Annotated in this window: 15 protein-coding genes; 9 read left to right on the plus strand and 6 right to left on the minus strand. The window is 37.1% G+C overall.

Annotated features, from left to right (window positions below; genetic code table 11):
- A partial coding sequence (locus tag GA0061081_RS11095) for a hypothetical protein (protein ID WP_167349320.1) occupies positions 1 to 1,269 on the plus strand: 1,269 nt, incomplete at its 5' end.
- Positions 1,270 to 2,920: 1,651 nt separating this feature from the next.
- Here the strand turns inward: GA0061081_RS11095 and dusC are convergent.
- From dusC to GA0061081_RS06490, 5 genes are all read right to left on the minus strand, one after another.
- Entirely contained in the window at positions 2,921 to 3,886 is a 966-nt protein-coding gene (dusC, locus tag GA0061081_RS06470) for a tRNA dihydrouridine(16) synthase DusC (protein ID WP_091348502.1), read from the minus strand.
- 8 nt (positions 3,887 to 3,894) lie between these two features.
- Positions 3,895 to 4,656, minus strand: coding sequence for a molybdopterin-synthase adenylyltransferase MoeB (locus tag GA0061081_RS06475; RefSeq protein WP_091348504.1), 762 nt, complete (start codon positions 4,654 to 4,656; stop codon positions 3,895 to 3,897).
- Between the two features lie 88 nt (positions 4,657 to 4,744).
- Positions 4,745 to 6,064, minus strand: a complete 1,320-nt coding sequence (locus tag GA0061081_RS06480) for an amidohydrolase (RefSeq protein ID WP_091348507.1) — start codon at positions 6,062 to 6,064, stop codon at positions 4,745 to 4,747.
- Between the two features lie 20 nt (positions 6,065 to 6,084).
- Positions 6,085 to 6,534, minus strand: a complete 450-nt coding sequence (locus GA0061081_RS06485; RefSeq protein WP_091348510.1) for a hypothetical protein — start codon at positions 6,532 to 6,534, stop codon at positions 6,085 to 6,087.
- The gene (locus tag GA0061081_RS06490) at positions 6,531 to 7,322 is read right to left on the minus strand and encodes a DUF3100 domain-containing protein (RefSeq protein ID WP_091348514.1); all 792 of its coding nucleotides are present in this window, start codon (positions 7,320 to 7,322) and stop codon (positions 6,531 to 6,533) included. The genes GA0061081_RS06485 and GA0061081_RS06490 overlap by 4 nt, the downstream gene beginning before the upstream one ends.
- Before the next feature lie 277 nt (positions 7,323 to 7,599).
- Between GA0061081_RS06490 and aspS the strand changes: the two genes are divergently transcribed.
- The 5 genes from aspS to GA0061081_RS06515 all read left to right on the plus strand — a co-directional run bounded on the left by aspS (position 7,600) and on the right by GA0061081_RS06515 (position 13,019).
- Positions 7,600 to 9,357 (plus strand): aspartate--tRNA ligase, encoded by a 1,758-nt coding sequence (gene aspS / locus GA0061081_RS06495; protein ID WP_091348518.1) that lies wholly within the window; start codon positions 7,600 to 7,602, stop codon positions 9,355 to 9,357.
- A 9-nt stretch (positions 9,358 to 9,366) separates the two neighbouring features.
- A complete protein-coding gene (gene nudB / locus GA0061081_RS06500; protein WP_091348521.1) occupies positions 9,367 to 9,816 on the plus strand; it encodes a dihydroneopterin triphosphate diphosphatase in 450 nt (149 codons plus the stop codon).
- A 14-nt stretch (positions 9,817 to 9,830) separates the two neighbouring features.
- Entirely contained in the window at positions 9,831 to 10,247 is a 417-nt protein-coding gene (locus GA0061081_RS06505) for a hypothetical protein (protein WP_091348524.1), read from the plus strand.
- A gap of 89 nt (positions 10,248 to 10,336) precedes the next feature.
- Positions 10,337 to 11,800, plus strand: a complete 1,464-nt coding sequence (gene ubiD / locus GA0061081_RS06510) for a 4-hydroxy-3-polyprenylbenzoate decarboxylase (protein WP_091348528.1) — start codon at positions 10,337 to 10,339, stop codon at positions 11,798 to 11,800.
- A gap of 154 nt (positions 11,801 to 11,954) precedes the next feature.
- Positions 11,955 to 13,019, plus strand: a complete 1,065-nt coding sequence (locus GA0061081_RS06515) for an SEL1-like repeat protein (RefSeq protein WP_091348531.1) — start codon at positions 11,955 to 11,957, stop codon at positions 13,017 to 13,019.
- 358 nt (positions 13,020 to 13,377) lie between these two features.
- Here GA0061081_RS06515 and ppc read toward each other — a convergent pair whose 3' ends face one another.
- Positions 13,378 to 16,023, minus strand: coding sequence for a phosphoenolpyruvate carboxylase (gene ppc, locus GA0061081_RS06520; RefSeq protein ID WP_091348534.1), 2,646 nt, complete (start codon positions 16,021 to 16,023; stop codon positions 13,378 to 13,380).
- A gap of 352 nt (positions 16,024 to 16,375) precedes the next feature.
- On the opposite strand from ppc, the gene GA0061081_RS06525 reads away from it, so the two are divergent.
- The 3 genes from GA0061081_RS06525 to GA0061081_RS06535 are packed head-to-tail and all read left to right on the plus strand — an operon-like array spanning position 16,376 to position 19,015.
- Positions 16,376 to 16,867 (plus strand): NADH-quinone oxidoreductase subunit J, encoded by a 492-nt coding sequence (locus GA0061081_RS06525; protein WP_091348538.1) that lies wholly within the window; start codon positions 16,376 to 16,378, stop codon positions 16,865 to 16,867.
- Between the two features lies 1 nt (position 16,868).
- Positions 16,869 to 17,171, plus strand: coding sequence for an NADH-quinone oxidoreductase subunit NuoK (gene nuoK, locus GA0061081_RS06530; protein ID WP_091348541.1), 303 nt, complete (start codon positions 16,869 to 16,871; stop codon positions 17,169 to 17,171).
- On the plus strand, positions 17,168 to 19,015 hold the full coding sequence (locus GA0061081_RS06535; protein ID WP_091348544.1) for an NADH-quinone oxidoreductase subunit 5 family protein: 1,848 nt from the start codon (positions 17,168 to 17,170) through the stop codon (positions 19,013 to 19,015). Before nuoK ends, GA0061081_RS06535 begins: the two co-directional genes overlap by 4 nt.
- Positions 19,016 to 19,017: the final 2 nt, after the last annotated feature.

The following is a 19,017-nucleotide window of genomic DNA, read 5'->3' on the forward strand; positions in this document are numbered from 1 at the left end:
ACTAATCCATCAAGTGCAGCAAATCCGATAAGTTTGCCGTATGTGGGGAGTAACTTAGGTCATATAACAATGGTCGTCCCGTCATCACAGAGTTCAATTAGTATGAATGATTTGGTTGTTCAGGGTAATTGGGAAGATGATGATGGGGATGGACAGGGAACAAATGGAGTTACCGCATCGGGGAGTATATCGGTATCATTTACGGATAAGGATGGCAATACTGTTAATCGTAGTGATGCATTAGATATATGTAATGCTCCTTATAGGGTAAGGTTAATAAGTACAGGAGGAAGTTTAACTACCCAGTATGGGGTGCCAAGGAGTAGTAATTTCGGTGGAGCTATGGTGGATTATTATATCAATCCGTATAACACTGTTGCTCGAGTTTGTTACGCAAGGCCGAATTTGTTAATGGGTGGTACTACTATCCATTCTAATGATGAACCTCGCTTTGCCGGTTCAGCTAACATATGGAGTCCTGTTAAGGGTTTTTTAACTCAGTCAACGAGTTCATCATCTTACGACCAAAATTTTCCTACAACGGGTGCTGATGGTTTGTATTTTGATTTAGACATAGGTGGAGTAGATGGAAGTCAGTTGACGTGGTCTGTTGTCACGAATGGTAGTATAAGCGCAACGGTAAGTTGGATAAAGCCGCGTTCTGGTTCATTCACGGCCCCAGATGGAAATATCCTACAAGCTGATGAATGGATTAGAGATAAATCCAGTTATGTAACACGGGTAATGTTAAGAGGTCCAAGGGCAAGTAGTAATCAGATAGATTCAGATAGTCCTAGTCGTTTAAGCGTACCAAGTTTACCACAGACCTTTGAGTTGGTGGGAAGGGATGGTCGAGGTAATGAGGTGAGGTATGGATTTGTATTAAAGCAGTGGTTCGTCCATAGTGGTGTTAGTGAGCGTAATCAGTTTAACCTATCCTCTTGGTGTAGAAATTTGGGTTATCGCATTGCTAAGGTCAATGATTTAACTAATGCGGTTTGTTCTGGTTGGCATTCAGGATATTGGTGTCAAGGTGCAGTAGGCGCCACGCCGTCCTCAGGTTTTAATGGTTACCAGCGTCACATAGGTGCAGGATTTTTCACGGAGTGGGGCGTTATGTACATCTACGCTGATGTGGGCTTTGCCGACCACTTCTACTGGACGAGCGATGTAGCAGGTAGCACTAGCTTTGTTGTCAGCTCGGCCAATGGTGGAGTTAGCAGCCACGGTGTGTTCATCCACAACTACGCTGTTTGCACTGCACCTTAGCTGTTACTTCTTAGTCCTTAATCTTTGGGCCGCAGAGGTGGTTATAGTGAAGATAGAGATTTGTGGTCTATTTATAGTACGGCAAGGTTTCGGACGTTTTGACCTTTGGTGAATAAATTAGCTACCGTGACCACGTCCGAGCAAAGGGAATTAAAGCGAATTCCCTTTGCAATCCCACGCTTTGGCTGCAGAATGTGGCCTGCGGCACTACTCGTATCATCCTGATACTCGCCTCTACGAGGCCACCTTCGCTATGCTCAGGTGTTCAAATTTGTTCCAGACAAATTTGTCCGACGCCGCCGCTAGGTCTTGACGCACCGGCTATTATCCGTTCCAGACGGAGAATAGCCTCGCCAAACGTCCTGTTTGGCGTGCTAACCTCGCTCTGTTGTCGGCACATTCTGACGCCGGAATAAGACAAACTACATAACCTTTAGTGCTTTTTGTGAGTTATTTTTGTGTTAAAAAGCAATGCAATTACATCCAAAAAGTGGTCAGGAAAGGTATTGATTTTATTGAAGTTTTTATTTTGCTATTTTTAAGCTAAATCAATAACTTAAACAACCTAAGCAAAGCGCTGACACACAACAAATCAACAAAACCACGAATAGCGCCCTAATAAAAACAATTTAACCGCTCAAACCCTTTTTTTAACAACAATTTAAAATTAAATAAAATCAATAAATTATAAAACACTTCAAAAAAAGGGTTTTCAAAGATGAAATTGTTGTTTATCTTTATATAGCAAGATTTATCAAATCTTGAGTTCTACCTTAACGCCGTATAGGCGGTTTAGAAAACAGTATGCTAGCAGAATTATGATGAAGCCTACCTTAACGCCGTATAGGCGGTTTAGAAAAAAACCAAAAACCGCGTTAATTGCTAGATATACCTTAACGCCGTTGTTGTTAATCCGTTCTCGTCCAAGACCTTAACGCCGTATAGGCGGTTTAGAAAAAAATTGGCTTTCACTGATTCGGGGGGTAGGCCTTAACGCAGTGTAGGCGTTTAATTTAAACAAAATCAACCCTATAATTATAAAAACACAATATCCCATCCCAAAAACAATGGTTATGTTGTTTGTTTTGTTCCGGCGTCAGAATGTGCCGACAACAGAGCGAGGCTATTCTCCGTCTGGAACGGATAATAGCCGGTGCGTCAAGACCGAGCGACGGCGGACAAATTTGTCTGGAACAAATTTGAACACCTGAGCATAGCGAAGGTGGCCTCGAAGAGGCGAGTATCAGGATGATACGAGTAGCGTAGCCGCAGGCCACATTCTGCAGCCAAAGCGTGGGTTGTCAGGGAATTCGCTTTAATTCCCTGACTCGGACGTGGTCACTGTGGCTATTTTGTTCACTATAGGTCAAAACGTCCGAAACTTGCGCACCCAATTTATCCTATTCACCAAAACAAAAAAAGCCTGATTTTTCACCAAAAAACGGTCAGAAAAGGTATTGATTTTATTAAAGTTTTTTCTGGCTGTTTTTTAACAAAAAACGCCTTATAAAAACACAATAACCCTTCCAAAAAATGATGGTTATGTTATTTGTCCTATTCCGGCGTAAGAATGCGCCAACAACAGAGACAAGTATCAGGATGATACGAGTAATCATAGCCGATGCGTAATGAACACCAATTAGCTATTTTATTATTCCCTAAGGCACTTATTTGGGCCGTTATTCGCTAAAAAATCACAGATCTCTTGCTGTGATTTGAGTGTTCGAATATTTTGTAGAACTTCTGCTGCTTGAGCATAGTGCTGTTTTAAGTAAGCAAGCCACTGTTTGATGCGTGCAGAATGATAAAGCGGTTTAACGTCATCAATGGAGGATGTCGCATAGTGGATTAAAATTTCCATCACTTGTTGCCAATTGAATGATGATTGTTCAGTTCGAATCATATTGGCTAAGTTAGGAATTGTTAAAATACCACGGCCCAGCATAATGTCGTTAGTTTGGCTTTGGTTTATGCAATTTTGTGCATCCTCAATAGAAAAAATTTCACCATTAGCAATAACGGGAATATTTAGAAGTTGCTTGATTTGACCTATTGTTTGCCAATCTATTTTTTCGGCTTTATAGCCGTCTTCTTTGGTTCTGCCATGAATGGCAATTTCATTGGCACCGGCAAGTTCAATGGCACTGGCGATGTCATGGCAATGCGATTTATTATCCCATCCTAAGCGAATTTTGACTGATAATCTATGCGTTGCCCCAATCGCTTGCCTTACTTGGCTGACAATATTAAATATCTGCTCGGGATATTGTAATAAATAAGCGCCTCCGTGACTGCCAACGACCGTTTTGGCTGGGCAACCAAAATTGATATCGATACCATAAGAGCCTAATTCAATAGCTTTAACGGCATTTTCCGCCATCCACTCTGGCGATTGGCCAAGGATCTGCACTCGAACTGGCGTGCCAGATTTAGTTTTTCCGTTATGGTAAAGCTCAGGACATAGGCGATAAAAGGTTCGATTAGATAATTTATGATGGGTTACTCTAATAAATTCAGTCACACAATAATCAAATTGGTTAATTTCAGTTAAAAGTTGTCTGACTTGATAATCAAGCACACCCTCCATGGGCGCTAAAATAATGCGATTAATTTTCATTGCGAAACCTAATTAGTATGACTGTTTCCACAAATGCGACAGTTAAGTTGTTTGGTAAATTTAACTTGGTTAAATTCCATTGTCATTGTATCAATCATTAATACACGACCAATTAATGGTTTTCCATATTGGGTTAGCACTTTGATGGCTTCTAAGGCTTGCATGGTGCCAAACATGCCAACAAGTGGCGCCATGACACCCGCTTCAACACATGTGAGTTGATCTTGACCAAATAAGCGGCTCAAACAGTGATAACAAGGTTCATTAGGCTGATAAGTAAATACGCTTAATAACCCCTCCATACGGATAGCTGCTCCAGAAACTAGCGGTTTTTTTACATGAAAACAGCAACGGTTAATTTGCTCTCGTGTCACTAAGTTATCAGTACAGTCGATGACAATATTATGCTGTTTGATAAGCGCAAGGAGCTTGTCATCGTCAAGTTGCTGATGCACTGTTTCAATTAATGTATTGGCATTGATATTGGTTAAGGCTTTTTTTGCGACCTCGACTTTGTATTGATTGATGGCTGTTTCGGTATATAAAATTTGTCGATTTAAGTTGGATTTTGATATGGTGTCAAAATCAACTAACGTTAATTTGCCTAAACCTGATGCAGCCAAATAGAGTGATGCCGCACAGCCAAGTCCGCCTAAACCGACGATTAGTGCTGAACTGTTTTTCAATATTTGTTGTTTATCAATATCAAAACCACGCAATGTGATTTGTCTATCATAACGAAACAGTTCTTGATCAGTCAGTTCTTGCATAGTGGATGATTATTGGGTTAATTATGAGTTAATTATGAAAAAGCATTATAACAGAAACTTGGCACAACAATGTGCCAAGCGATTAAGATTATTTGTCAAAGCCAGATAGGAATGTTAAATATTCTTCTTTGGTCATAAGTGGCTTATATTCTGACATCAGCGTTTGTGCAGCTTTGGCGTCGTCATAAAGTAAATCGATAATTGTACAGGCCATCATTTGCGCAGGACGGATGTAAGCCATCTCTTCATCAAATACGGTATAATCTTTACCGTGTAAAACACCTCGAACCGAACCAATCCATGGGTGGCTAACAGGCATAATGTGGGATAGATCGCCTGTATCGGTGCTTCCTGTCATATGAGGGGCAACTGAAACATTTTCTTCACCAATTAACGCTTCGGCATTATGTTTTAAAAGCTCGTTAAGCGTTGGATTGTTATTTAATGGTAAATAGCCAGGCAAGTCCTTAATTTCACAGGTGGCACCAACTGCCATAGCACCTGCTTTTAACGCTTGGTTAATTCGTTCATTGGCATTAATCATTGCGGGCACATTGCCAGCTCGCACATAACTTTCCATTCTCACATCGCTTGGAACCACATTAACTAAATCACCGCCTTGAGTAATAATCGGATGGAATCGAATATAGTCTTTTTCTTGAAATGTTTCGCGAATCGCGTGTACACCCATCATTCCCATCATCGCTGCATTTAAGGCATTGACACCTGCATGTGGTGCAGCAGCCGCGTGTGACGCTTCGCCTTTATATTTAATCAGTTTACCGATAAAACCATTACTAGTGGTTGATATTTCGATAAAACCATCTTGGCGGTCATTGGGTACGCTAGTTAAGTGTATTTGCAGTGCCATATCAACATCGTCAAATTCACCCCGCGAAATTAGCTCTGGTTTGCCACCAATATATTTGATTTTACCTTCTTCAATTAAGCGATTTCGATAAGTGATTTCAACATATTCTTCAGCAGGCACCGCAAAAGGTACGACATCGCCCGCTAAAAATTGCATAGCCCCTGCATCAATTAATCCCATCGTGACTGCCATCATATTGGCAATTTGCGCATTATGCCCACAACAGTGCGCAGCGCCAGATGTTTCGTCAGCAGCAGGGTGATCAGCACAAATAATGGCATCAAGCTCGCCAATAACAGCAATGCTGTACTGACTACCTTTTCCGCCTTTTAAGCGACCTTTTACGCCAGTTAGAGCTAATTTATTTTTAAATGGTACACCTAATTTTTCAAAGGCTTCTTCGACTTTTTTAGCGGTTTTGTGTTCTTTATAACCAAGCTCTGGTTCTGCCCAAATTGACTGAGCAATCGCTTTGATGTCAGCTTTTCGGTTTGCTATTGCGTTACAAACCTTTTTTTTAAGTTCTTCTTTTGTCATACGTTAAATCCTAATTCAAATTAGATAACACCTTCCCAATGCAAGGTTATTTGTGCAATGATTGCCGCAAAAATAAAGGTACCTGAAAACACGGCTAACGAAACAGGGATGATTCGCCAAGAGATACTTTTAAATAATGCTAAATCTTTGCCAATAGCTAGTCCTGCATAAGCAAGTACTGGGGTACAGACAGCCAATAAAGAAACTTGATCAGTAATTGAAACAACTTGTTCGTGATAAGGAAAGATTGGTGATGAAACAACTGCGGCTACGACTGATACCCATAATATAACTGGAAATTTGTTTAATAGTGGAATTTTACCAACTAAGTAGCCGACTATTGAGATAGCAACTAAGATTGATAATGCTTGTAGCGACAGCATAAAATCAATTTTGTAACCTACAGTATTGCCGGCGGCCATAATAATGGCAACTAAGATCAGTAAAAATATTGTTTCTAGGCATTTCATGATAACGCTCCTTCTTTGTTACGTCGTAAGCGGGCAAAAAGGTTATATAAGAAAGAGGCAAAAGGTAACGAAAATAGTGTATAAATATAAATACCAACAATACTTGATATTAAATTTGCTGTTGTTGCATAGGCTTTGATTTCGCTAGCCATTTGAGGATAAAGGTCACTGATTGGTGCAAGTGATGCCGCCATCATACTACCACTTCCAACCCCAGCCCCCATCGCTAACGCATAAGGATGGAGGATATCTAATTTTGCCATTACGCTAGCAAGTATGCTCATCCAAATAGCGCCATAAAGCGTGCCACACACATACATCGCCATAACACCACGACCTTCAGCAGAATCTAATCCATATTTGTCGGCAACGATCGCGATATTGGGTTCGCGAGCAACTGAATAAGTTGCGCCCACCGCTTCGCGTTTCATGCCTAATATCATTGCCAGTGGTAAGCCTAATAAAATCGTGCCGGCAAAATGACCTAACTCTTGAAAAATTAAGGCTAATTTCGCATCTTCTAAAATCATATCAATTTTAGGACCAACCGAAACGCCAAGCTTGGCAACAAGTAGCATTAAAGTAACCATCATGATGGTACTGGCATGATTCATATTTTTTAGTTTTAATATTTTTAATTTGGGCAGACTAATTATTCCGCCAATAATCATGGCGTATAACATCGGGTACACTGAGATAGTCCAAATCGATTGTTTACCGATGAACTCACATACTAAAACAACGACTAGTGCAAGAGCATGCACTTTGTAGTCTTTTAACATTTCCATCCTTATGGCCTCATAGAATATTTTATTGTTAATAAAATTAGTTATAGTCACTAAAATCATAAGCAACAATTATCATTGTGTAGTTAATATACATAACCTAATTTACTTACGTCAACAAACAAGTTCCATCAATTACGCGTTAGTAAACAATATGGTAATAACAACACAAAATATTTAAACAATTAAAGAAGAAATCTCAATAAATGCCTTTATAAGGGTTTTATTTGTTTTATAATAAACACTATTTTTAAAGATTGATACTTAAACAGGATATTTTATGCGTTCAATTTATTGCGGTCAGTTAACGGCATCTCATATTAATCAAGAAGTAACATTGTGTGGGTGGGTCAATAAACGTCGAGATTTAGGCGGTATGATTTTTATTGATATGCGCGATCGTGAAGGCATTGTTCAGGTGTTTTTCGACCCTGATTATCAACAAGCGTATCAACTTGCTGGTGAGTTACGTAATGAATTTTGTATTCAGATTAAAGGGAAAGTGAGAGCTCGACCTGAAGGTCAAATCAATAAAGAGATGGCAACTGGCGAGGTTGAAATTTTGGCCACTGAGCTGACTATATTTAACCGTAGCGATGTTTTACCTCTTGATTTCAATCAAAATAATAGTGAAGAACAGCGTTTAAAATATCGTTATATCGATTTACGTCGCCCTGAAATGGCAACGATTTTTAAAACTCGAGCCAAAATTACTGCGTTTGTTCGTTCATTTATGAACGAGCATGGTTTTTTAGATATTGAAACACCCATGTTAACCAAAGCAACACCAGAGGGAGCTCGAGACTATTTAGTACCAAGCCGAATTCATAAAGGTGAATTTTATGCCCTTCCACAATCACCACAGTTATTTAAGCAATTGCTGATGATGTCAGGATTTGATCGCTATTATCAAATTGTAAAATGTTTTCGAGATGAAGATTTGAGAGCTGATCGTCAACCTGAATTTACCCAAATCGATGTTGAAACGTCATTTATGACGGCCGAACAAGTGCGTGAGGTTATGGAACAAATGATTCGTGAACTTTGGTTGCATGTTAAAAATGTCGATTTAGGCCAGTTCCCTATCATGACTTTTGCTGAGGCGATGCGTCGTTTTGGTAGCGATAAACCTGATTTACGTAATCCGCTCGAAATTATTGACGTGGCTGATATTGTTAAAGATGTTGATTTTAAAGTGTTTTCAACTCCAGCCAATGATCCTAAAGGTCGCGTAGCTTTACTTTGTGTACCAAATGGTGCCCAATTAACGCGTAAGCAGTTAGATGAATATACACAATTCATTTCAGTTTATGGTGCTAAAGGTATGGCATGGATTAAGGTTAATGAACGCCATAAAGGGCTAGAGGGCGTACAAAGTCCTGTAGCAAAATTCTTTAATGAATCACAAATGGAAGCCCTACTTAATCGAGCCAATGCTAAAGATGGCGATATTTTATTATTTGGTGCCGATAGTTATAAAGTTGTAAGTGATGCACTTGGCGCATTACGTTTAAAAGTTGGTAAGGACTTAAGCTTAACTGATGAAAGTAAATGGGCGGTACTTTGGGTTATTGATTTTCCTATGTTTGAAGAAACAGACGAAGGACTAAGTGCAATGCATCATCCATTTACCTCACCAAAAGATTATACACCAGAAGAGCTTATCAAAAACCCTGAAAATGCCGTTGCGAATGCTTATGATATGGTTATAAATGGTTATGAAGTTGGGGGTGGATCGGTTCGTATTCATCGCAGTGAAATTCAGCAAGCAGTTTTTTCAATTCTAGGTATTAATGAACACGAGCAACGTGAAAAATTCGGCTTTTTACTCGATGCATTAAAATACGGCACACCACCTCATGCAGGATTAGCATTTGGATTAGATAGACTAAGCATGTTATTAAGTGGAACAGATAATATCCGTGATGTGATAGCATTTCCTAAAACAACTGCGGCCGCATGTTTATTAACTGATGCGCCAAGTCCAGCAAATGCGGCTGCATTAACTGAATTGGGTATTGAAGTAAGTAAAAAATAGCGATATTTAATGCAAAAATTCAAAAATCCTGAATCTGTTCTGGTGGTGATTTTCTGCCAGACAACAAATCGTTGTCTTATGTTGCAGCGTAAGGATGACCCTTGTTTTTGGCAATCAGTTACAGGTAGCATGGAAGCTAATGAATCGCCATTAGATACTGCGATTCGTGAAGTCTTTGAAGAAACCGGCATTGATATTATAGGGCAAAATCTTAAGTTAATAGATGCAAAGCATACCGTTGAGTTTGAGATTTTTCCTCAATTTAGACATAGATATGCGCCAGAAGTTAATATAAATAAAGAACATTGGTTTTATCTACCTCTTATTAATGAGATAACACCTGTGCTTACTGAACATTTAGCTTATCAATGGCTAACGATTGATGAGGCTACTAGTCTTACTGTATCGCCAAATAACAGTGAGGCTATTGTTAAAATTCATAGTTTGATTAAATCTTAATTAAGAGGTCGAAAATGAAATTGAGTCTATCTGCTCTTGTGTTGTCCTTTTTATGTTTTTTTGTACCCATCAGTCATGCGGAAATAAGTATAAAAAAGTGCCAACCCAATCAAAGTGATTATATTATTTTTGATGAATATGACGCTAAAATCGCTGAGAATATCATTGATTACAAATTACATGACCAACCTGAAAAGCGTGAAAATAGTATTATTCAGATATTTGCTAATGAAAATAGTGATGATCGTAATGACTGGATCGCCTCGTTCCGATTCGATGATGAATCTGAACAATATTTATTTTATCAAGTTGATCAGGATGAATTTATTGAAATTGACAAAAAACAGTTTGAAACCCTATTACCTAAAATTGTTGCATGTAATCAAAATAAGCAAGTACCTATTTACAGTGAAAACTTTGATGCTGACTAATTCAATTGCATGATAGTTTTTCATCAAGGATTAAAAGACCTTTAGATTTTGTTAACTCAAGATGAGTCAGTAACAGGGAGTAATAATACATGCATTTTTCAAATTTTAGAGATTTTTTAGATTATCTTGAGCAGCAAGGCGAATTAAAACGAATTACTTTTCCTGTTAATCCTTATCTTGAAATGACCGAAATTGCTGATCGCGTATTACGCAGTGAAGGTCCTGCCTTATTATTTGAAAAACCGATTGGTTATGATATGCCTGTTTTATGTAATCTGTTTGGTACCGCCAAACGTGTTGCGATGGGTATGGGGCGTGAAGATACTTCAGCTTTGCGTGAAATCGGTGAGTTATTAGCATTTTTGCGTGAACCCGAACCACCCAAAGGCATACGGCAATTTTTTAATGTATTACCTAAATATAAACAAGTGCTTAATATGCCTGTTAAACATCGTTCATCAGCCCTCTGCCAAGAGGTGATTTTTAAGGATGATGAAGTGGATTTGACGCGTTTACCTATTATGCATTGCTGGCCCGATGATGTGGCACCGCTGTTATCTTGGGGACTGACTATTACTAAAGGTCCTTATAAAGATCGGAAAAATTTAGGTATTTATCGCTTGCAGCTTTTAGGTAAAAATAAATTAATTATGCGCTGGCTTTCACATCGTGGTGGGGCGCTTGATTTTGCCGAGTGGCAACAAGCAAATCCTAACCAAAAATTCCCTGTTAGCGTTGTGATTGGTGCTGATCCTGCAACCATTTTAGGTGCAGTGACACCCGTGCCAGACACTTTATCCGAATATGCTTTTTCTGGATTATTACGCGGTAGTCGAACCGAAGTGGTGAAATCGTTATCAAACGATTTAGAGGTTCCAGCTAGTGCAGAAATCGTGCTTGAAGGTTATATTGATCCTAATGAGTTAGCATCAGAAGGTCCGTATGGTGATCACACCGGTTATTATAATGAAGTTGAGCAATTTGCCGTATTTACCGTGACACATTTAACTCGTCGTAAAGATGCGATTTATCATTCAACCTATACCGGTAGACCTCCAGATGAACCTGCGGTAATGGGGCTTGCGTTGAATGAGGTCTTTATACCAATTTTACAAAAACAATTTCCTGAAATTGTTGATTTTTATTTACCTCCCGAAGGATGTTCATATCGTATTGCGATTGTGACAATTAAAAAACAGTATCCAGGCCACGCTAAACGCGTCATGATGGGGGTTTGGTCTTATCTAAGGCAATTTATGTATACAAAATTTGTGATTGTCTGTGATGATGATATTAATGCCCGTGACTGGAAAGATGTTATGTGGGCTATTTCGACACGTATGGATCCACAGCGTGATACTACTTTTATTGATAATACACCTATCGACTATTTAGATTTTGCTTCGCCGGTTTCTGGATTGGGTTCTAAAATGGGGTTGGATGCGACGAATAAATGGCCGGGTGAAACCAATCGCGAGTGGGGAAAAATTATCAAGAAAGATCCTAAAGTTGTTGCTCGAATTGATGAAATTTGGGATGAACTTGGTTTATAATTTAATATATTATGTTGTTTATTAAAGGGAAAATAAACTCATATAGCTTGATATTAAAAAATATAATTTCAAAATGAATAAGTATTAAACAAAAACTATTCCCTTTGGTCGCATTTATGTATAATTATTATTAATATCATTATAATTAAAAAATATGAAAAAAAATCAAATTTTATTAGTACTATTATTATCCATTTCTTGTTGTGCAATGGCTACAAATTATAAGGTGCAATCAAGCGATGCCCAATTAAAGCTTAAAGAGTCAGAGTCGTTGCTCCCTTCTTTGCGTTTGTCTGCAGAAAAAGGAAACGCAGAAGCTCAGTACTCATTAGGTGGTATTTATAAACAAGGATTGGGGGTTGAAGCTAGTGATGTGCGTGCTTTTTTTTGGTACAAAAAAGCAGCCGAACAAGGACTTGCCAAAGCACAAAATAATTTAGGGTTTATGTATCAAAGTGGTCTAGGTACTGAGCGTAATTTAAATGAAGCGTTTAAATATTTTAAATTAGCTGCAGCTCAAAATTATGCGTTGGCTAAATATAATTTAGCTTTAATGTATAAAGAAGGTGACGGTATAGGAAAAAACACATTAGCTGCGATTGATTATTTTTCACAAGCAGGTGATGAGGGTATTTATGATGCTTATTTAAATCTCGGTATTATGTATTTTTTTGGTGATGGAGTAACAAAAGATCGCATGATAGCGGCTGATTGGTTTAGTAAAGCTGCGAAAGATAATATTCCAGAAGCGCAATATTATTTAGGGCTAATGTCAGAAAATGGTGATGGTTTAACCCAAGATTATGTCGCTGCTAACTATTTTTATACACAAGCGGCAGAACGAGGGTATGTGCTAGCTATGTATAATTTAGCTATTATGTATGCAACCGGAACGGGAACTAAACCAGACAATACACAAGCTGCATATTGGTTTACTAAAGCTGCTGAAGCGGGTAATGCCGATGCTCAATATAATATTGGTGTGATGTACGATGTAGGCGGTGGTGTTGATAAAGATGAGAAAAAAGCCGTTGAATGGTATCTAAAAGCTGCAGAGCAAGGCAGTGTAGATGCTCAATATAATTTAGGTGTTAAATATCTGGAAGGTGAAGGTATTGATAAAGATCAAGAGCGTGCTATCTATTGGTTCACTAAAGCTAGCGAACAAGGCGATCAAGATGCTAAAGCTTATTTAGAACAGTTATTACCTAAGAAATAAAAAAGCATTGTGCTTTTTAGATTGTTGACAAACCTCGATATCATTCGGGGTTTATTTTTTTATTGGGATGCTACCCAAAATACTTAAAAATATGCTATCGGCTAACATACATTATTAAATGATTTTTATAAAAATAAAAACTTCAATAAAATCAATATGTTTTCTGACCGTTTTTTTATTGAAAATAAGATCGGTTCTTGTTCGGTCGAGGGAACTTATCTTTGATGTAGTTGGACTTAGAACATTTGAGTTTTTTCGGCATTGAGTAATAACTTTGGCTATTTTATACACCAAGGAGATCAAAGAACTCGTTAGAAAACGAGTTCTTTGTTAACAGCAGAAAAAGTATTGAGTTTTTTTATCCTGAGTTTCGCATACCAGCTGCAATTCCAGAAATAGTAATCATTAACCCCTGTTCTACTATAATATTTTCGTTATCGCTGTATTTTCGTGAACGACTTAATAACTCAGCCTGTAATAAATTTAATGGTTCAATATAAGTATTACGCAAAGCTACCGACTGTGCTATCCACGGTAAATCAGCCATTAAGCTAATATCATCGGTAACAGTTAGCACGGTATTGATATCTTGGGTTAACAAACTTCTTAGTTCTTCACCTAATGGCCATAGTGCAGGATCGACTAAACGTTGCTCGTAATATTCGTGAATATTCGGTGCGGCTTTGGCATAGACCATTTCAAGCATACCTAATCGAGCATTAAAAAAAGGCCAATTGTGATACATCTCTTTAAGGAGATTTTGTTTACCCTCTTCAATAGCTACTCTAAGTGCACTACCGGCACCAAGCCAAGATGGCACCATTAAACGGTTTTGTGTCCAAGCAAAAATCCATGGGATAGCACGTAAACTTTCAATACCACCGCCAGTACGGCGTTTTTGAGGTCTGGAACCAAGTGGTAATCTACCTAATTCCGCCTCTGGCGTTACTGCTCTAAAATAATCAACAAATTCAGCTCGTTCTCGTACATAACTGCGATAGCAATTGCACGAAATTTCAGACATTTCATCCATGATATTGCGCCATTCTTGTTTAGGGGCTGGCGGTGGCAATAAGTTGGCTTGTAAAATCGCTGATGTATACAGCATTAAACTGCTGAGCGCAACTTCTGGTAGGCCAAGTTTAAAACGGATCATTTCACCTTGTTCGGTAACTCTAAGTCCGCCTTTTAATGAACCAGGTGGTTGTGAAAGCAGGGCCGCATGCGCTGGTGCTCCACCTCGACCTATTGAACCACCTCGCCCATGGAATAGCACTAAGTTAGTATCATATTTTTCAAATAAGCTAACTAATTCTTCTTGCGATCGATATTGTGCCCAAGATGCTGCGAGTGTCCCTGCATCTTTAGCTGAGTCGGAGTAGCCTATCATCACCATTTGCTTACCTTGAATTTTGTCGCGATACCAAGGAATATCCAGCAGTTTTTGCATCACCGATTTTGCGTTATTTAAATCTTCTAATGTCTCAAATAACGGTGCAACTGGAATATATTTTTGGCAATCAACAATTTTCAATAATAAGTAAACGGCTAATATATCAGAAGGGGCTTTAGCCATCGATATTACGTAGGAGGCAATCGATTCTTCGCCAGCTTTTTTGATAACACGACAGGTATCTAAAACTTCTTGAACCATTTGATCTGGTTGCCAGTTATAAGGCAATAATGGTCGATTAGATTGTAATTCAGTTAATAAAAACGCTTGTTTTTCTTGCTCTGTCCATTTTGCATAGCTACCTAAATTAAGCTCTTTGGTTAATGCATCAAGCGCTTCAGTGTGCATAGAGCTGTCTTGGCGAATGTCTAATCGGACTAATTGTAAACCAAAACTTTTTATGCGTCGTAAAGTATCAAGTAATGGACCATGGGCTATAGTTGACATACCATGATCAATTAATGACTCATAACAGGTATAAAGTGGCATCCATAGCTGTTCATTTTTAATTAAAATATCACTGGGTGGTAATACTCGTTCATTATTCAGCAAAGCTTCAATATAATTGTGAGTGTTAATCAAACGTGTTCGTAACTGTTTCATTACAGCTCGATAGGGCTCGGAAACAGTTTTGTTTTTTTCATCTAATAGATCAATAACTGAATCACTACATTCTGTCATTGAAAGCTCACGTACTAGTATTTGAATATCGGCTAAAAATAACTCGATTGCCTTTAATCTCGCTTGTAGCATGACCTTTTCGGTCACTTTAGCTGTCACATTTGGATTACCATCACGATCTCCGCCCATCCATGAGGTAAATTTAATAGGCACATGATCAACTGGTAATTGCTCATCAAAGGCATCGACTAACTGGTCATTAAGTTCACGCAAAAATAGCGGCACACCTTCCCATAAGCTATCTTCAATGACCGAAAATCCCCATTTAGCTTCATCAATGGGGGTAGGGCGTTTTTTGCGGATTTCATCGGTATACCATGCCTGACAAACTAACTGTTTTAAGCGACGCATAATTCTTTCTATTTCATAGTCGGCTAAATCATCATGATCCAGTTGAGATAAACAGTTATTAATAGCCGTATAAGTATTTATCATGGTTCGGCGATTAATTTCGGTCGGGTGTGCAGTTAGCACCAATTCAATCGATAACTCATTAATCGCTTCTGTAATAGTTTGATTTGAAAAATTGAGATTTTTAAGTGTACTAAATAATTCAGTCATTTTTTTGGGGCTACTAGATGCTTCTCCATGGGGAGAAATACCATAATATTCAGCAGCCGTATTGACTAAATTTAAAAACTGATTAAATGCTCGTGCAACATGTAATAAATCATCATCATTAAGGTTCTCAATTAATTTGAGTAGCTCATTATGTGCTTGAGTGTTTCCTTGTTGAGCTGATTTTGATAGATTTCTTATTTTTTCAACTAAATCAAAGGTTTCATTGCCAGTGGCCCGTTTTATTGCATTGCCTAGTAAAGTGCCTAACATATTGACATTACTTCGCATTGAAGAGTATTGGTTATTCATGATTCTCTCATCTTAGATTTTATTATGCCTAAGCACCTTTAAGCTGCATGACCCAAATGACAAATTAATGGGATAGGTATAATGATTGGTTAATGTGCTTAATTTATATACTTTATAACAATTTCGCTTTGAATTTAAATAATAAAATTTTATGGTTTTTATTTTTTTTAGTTGTTTTAATTATATTTACCATGAAAGATTAACAAATAAAAATTTCACATTTCATTATGACATACTCACCCAAATACGGTTTAATAAGCTTATTTTTCGATGAACACTATGTTTGTAAACTGTATCTTGATATCATTTGGGTATATACTAACAGCATTATCAATACATATCGGATTATTTAATGATCGCTGTTTTTTATATCGCGTCGATTATTGCTGTTTTTGCCAGTATAAAAGTGATTAGTAGTTTAAGGATTGATAAAGCAATCTTATACCTTGTTATTTCTCTTTTTGCATCAGCGTTGATATTTATTCTACTTGATAACTATTTTTTTGCTGTTTTATATATCCTATTATTTATTGGTGGATCGGTAACTATTTTTTTACTTGTTGCTTCAATTTTGAAAATTAGTGTGGATACTGTAGAGCATAACAAAAACGGTATTAGTCCAAAAATTTGGTTAGGACCGCTAATTTTAGCCTTTATTTTGCTTGTTGTTCTTATTTATGGTGTAGTAAGTGTTAATTACTTAGAATTAAAGGAATCTCATGAATTAATGCATGAAATGTCCATATATGCCTACATTTTGATGGCTGAATTAGCCTTGTTTTTATTATTAGGTGCAGCCGTGATTTCGTATCATTTTATGCATCGGCTTATGTCGGAGAAATAATATGATTCCACTCATGTATTGTCTTATTTTTGCCTCTATTTTATTTGTGATTGGTTTATTAGGCGTAATGATTCGACGTAATTTTTATTTTTTATTACTTAGCCTGATTATTATGAATAATGGTGCAATAGTTGCATTGTTTGCAGCAAGTAGCTATTGGCAACAATCCGACGGACAAGTGCTTGCAATACTAGCGGTAATAACGACTTTTGCTGAAGTTTGTGTTGGCCTTGCGTTAATGATGAAACTATTTTATCGTCGAAAAATCTTTAATATTGATTCATTGAGTGAAATGAAAGGATGAATTTACTTTATTTAACTATTATTGTTCCCTTGCTCACTTTTCTAATATTAGTTTGCTTTGGAAGGCATATTCGATCAATTAATGTGATGATTATTGGTATTAGTACTATGCTAGTAATTACATTAATTACTATTTTTTCTTGTATTGACTTTATTTCAAACATAGTTCCAGACATGAGCTTAGTTTATACAAGACCATTATGGAATTGGTTTTCTGTAGGCGATTTTATTGTGCCTATTTCTTTAACTTTAGATGGTTTATCACTAATTTTTTTAGTTTTAATCTCATTCTTCGGTTTTTTGATCTACTTCTTTGCGGCCTGCTATTTAACGTCAAGCAAGGATATTTATAACTTCTACGCGTACAGTAATTTATTAATTGCCAGTATATTAACCGTCATATTAGTTGATAATTTGTTTGTTATGTTAATTGGTTGGGAAGGTGTAAGCATAAGTACTTACTTACTTATTGGAATCTACTATCAACAGGCTCGTAATGGTTATGCGGCTGTAAAGGCATTTATCATGATGCATTTAACCGATATCTTTTTAATTCTTGGCATATTTTTATTGTATCAAACTGTAGAAACATTAAATATCCGTGATGTTTTGACGCAAGCTCATGATAATTTGGCGGTCGATTCAGACATCATCTTTTGGATAACGTTAATGCTGTTCCTTGGTGCAATGAGTAAGTCTGCGCTATTTCCTATGCATTCATGGTTTGCTCAAACAACATTAGCACCAATGCCTGCGGTAGCTTTATTGCAATCTTCAACGGTGATTTTAGCTGGAGTATATTTAGTTTTAAGGCTTAGTAATTTGTTTATGATGTCAAATGACGTGCTTGCTATTATATCAATAATGTCATCGTTAACCATATTATTTGCTAGCACTATCGCCTTAGTACAATATGATATTAAACGAATTATCACCTATATTAATTTAGCGCAAATCAGTTATATATTTTATGCTTTTTCAACGCAGAATTGGAGCTTGTCTCTTAATTACTTAATTAATTATGCTGTAACAAGCACATTGCTGATTTTAGCTTCATCAATTTTAATCAAAAAATGCCAAGGTGAACGCGATATAAGCAAAATGGGAGGCTTAATTAAATCGTTTCCGATGCTATATTCGGTATTTTTGTTTATTATGATATCACTAAGTGCTATGCCTTGGATTTCATCATCATTTTATATCAAGGGCGATATCATATTGGGCTTAATGGCTCAAGATAAATTGATATCTGGGACCATTGGTTTATTAGGTATTTTACTTTCTAGTTTAAATATTTGGCGTTTAATTTCAATAATATTTTATCACAAACAAAAACAGTCTGACTTTGCAAAAACTAAATGGATAAGTTATTTGCCAATTTTTATATTACTGATATTTCCTACCGCGTTATTTATCTATTTCCCATTACCAATTCGCGGTATTGTTCCAATCGCTGAGTTAGACACTAACGGACAATTACTTTTCCAACTACTGTTAGCCGCAGTGACAGGATTAAGCTTCTTGATTGCCTATATTTTGTATGCACGTCCAAATAGCGAAGTACAAGAAGTTTTAAATACGCCAATGATTAAATTCTTTTTACGATTATGTAATAGTGATTGGCGTTATGATTATTTGTTGCATACTCTATTTGTTAAACCTTATGTCTACCTAGCTAATTTATTAAAAAAAGATCCATTAATTTTATGGGATAATTGGATTTTGTGGGGTATTAGAAAGGTAAATGAATTCATCGTTGACTTAGAAAATGGGCAAATTCGATGGTATATGCTGTCAATGGTTATAGGTAGTATTACCATATTAATGTTACTGATTTTTATTTAAAA

The organism is Gilliamella bombicola, from assembly GCF_900094945.1.
GTDB classification, from domain to species: Bacteria; Pseudomonadota; Gammaproteobacteria; order Enterobacterales; family Orbaceae; genus Gilliamella; species Gilliamella bombicola.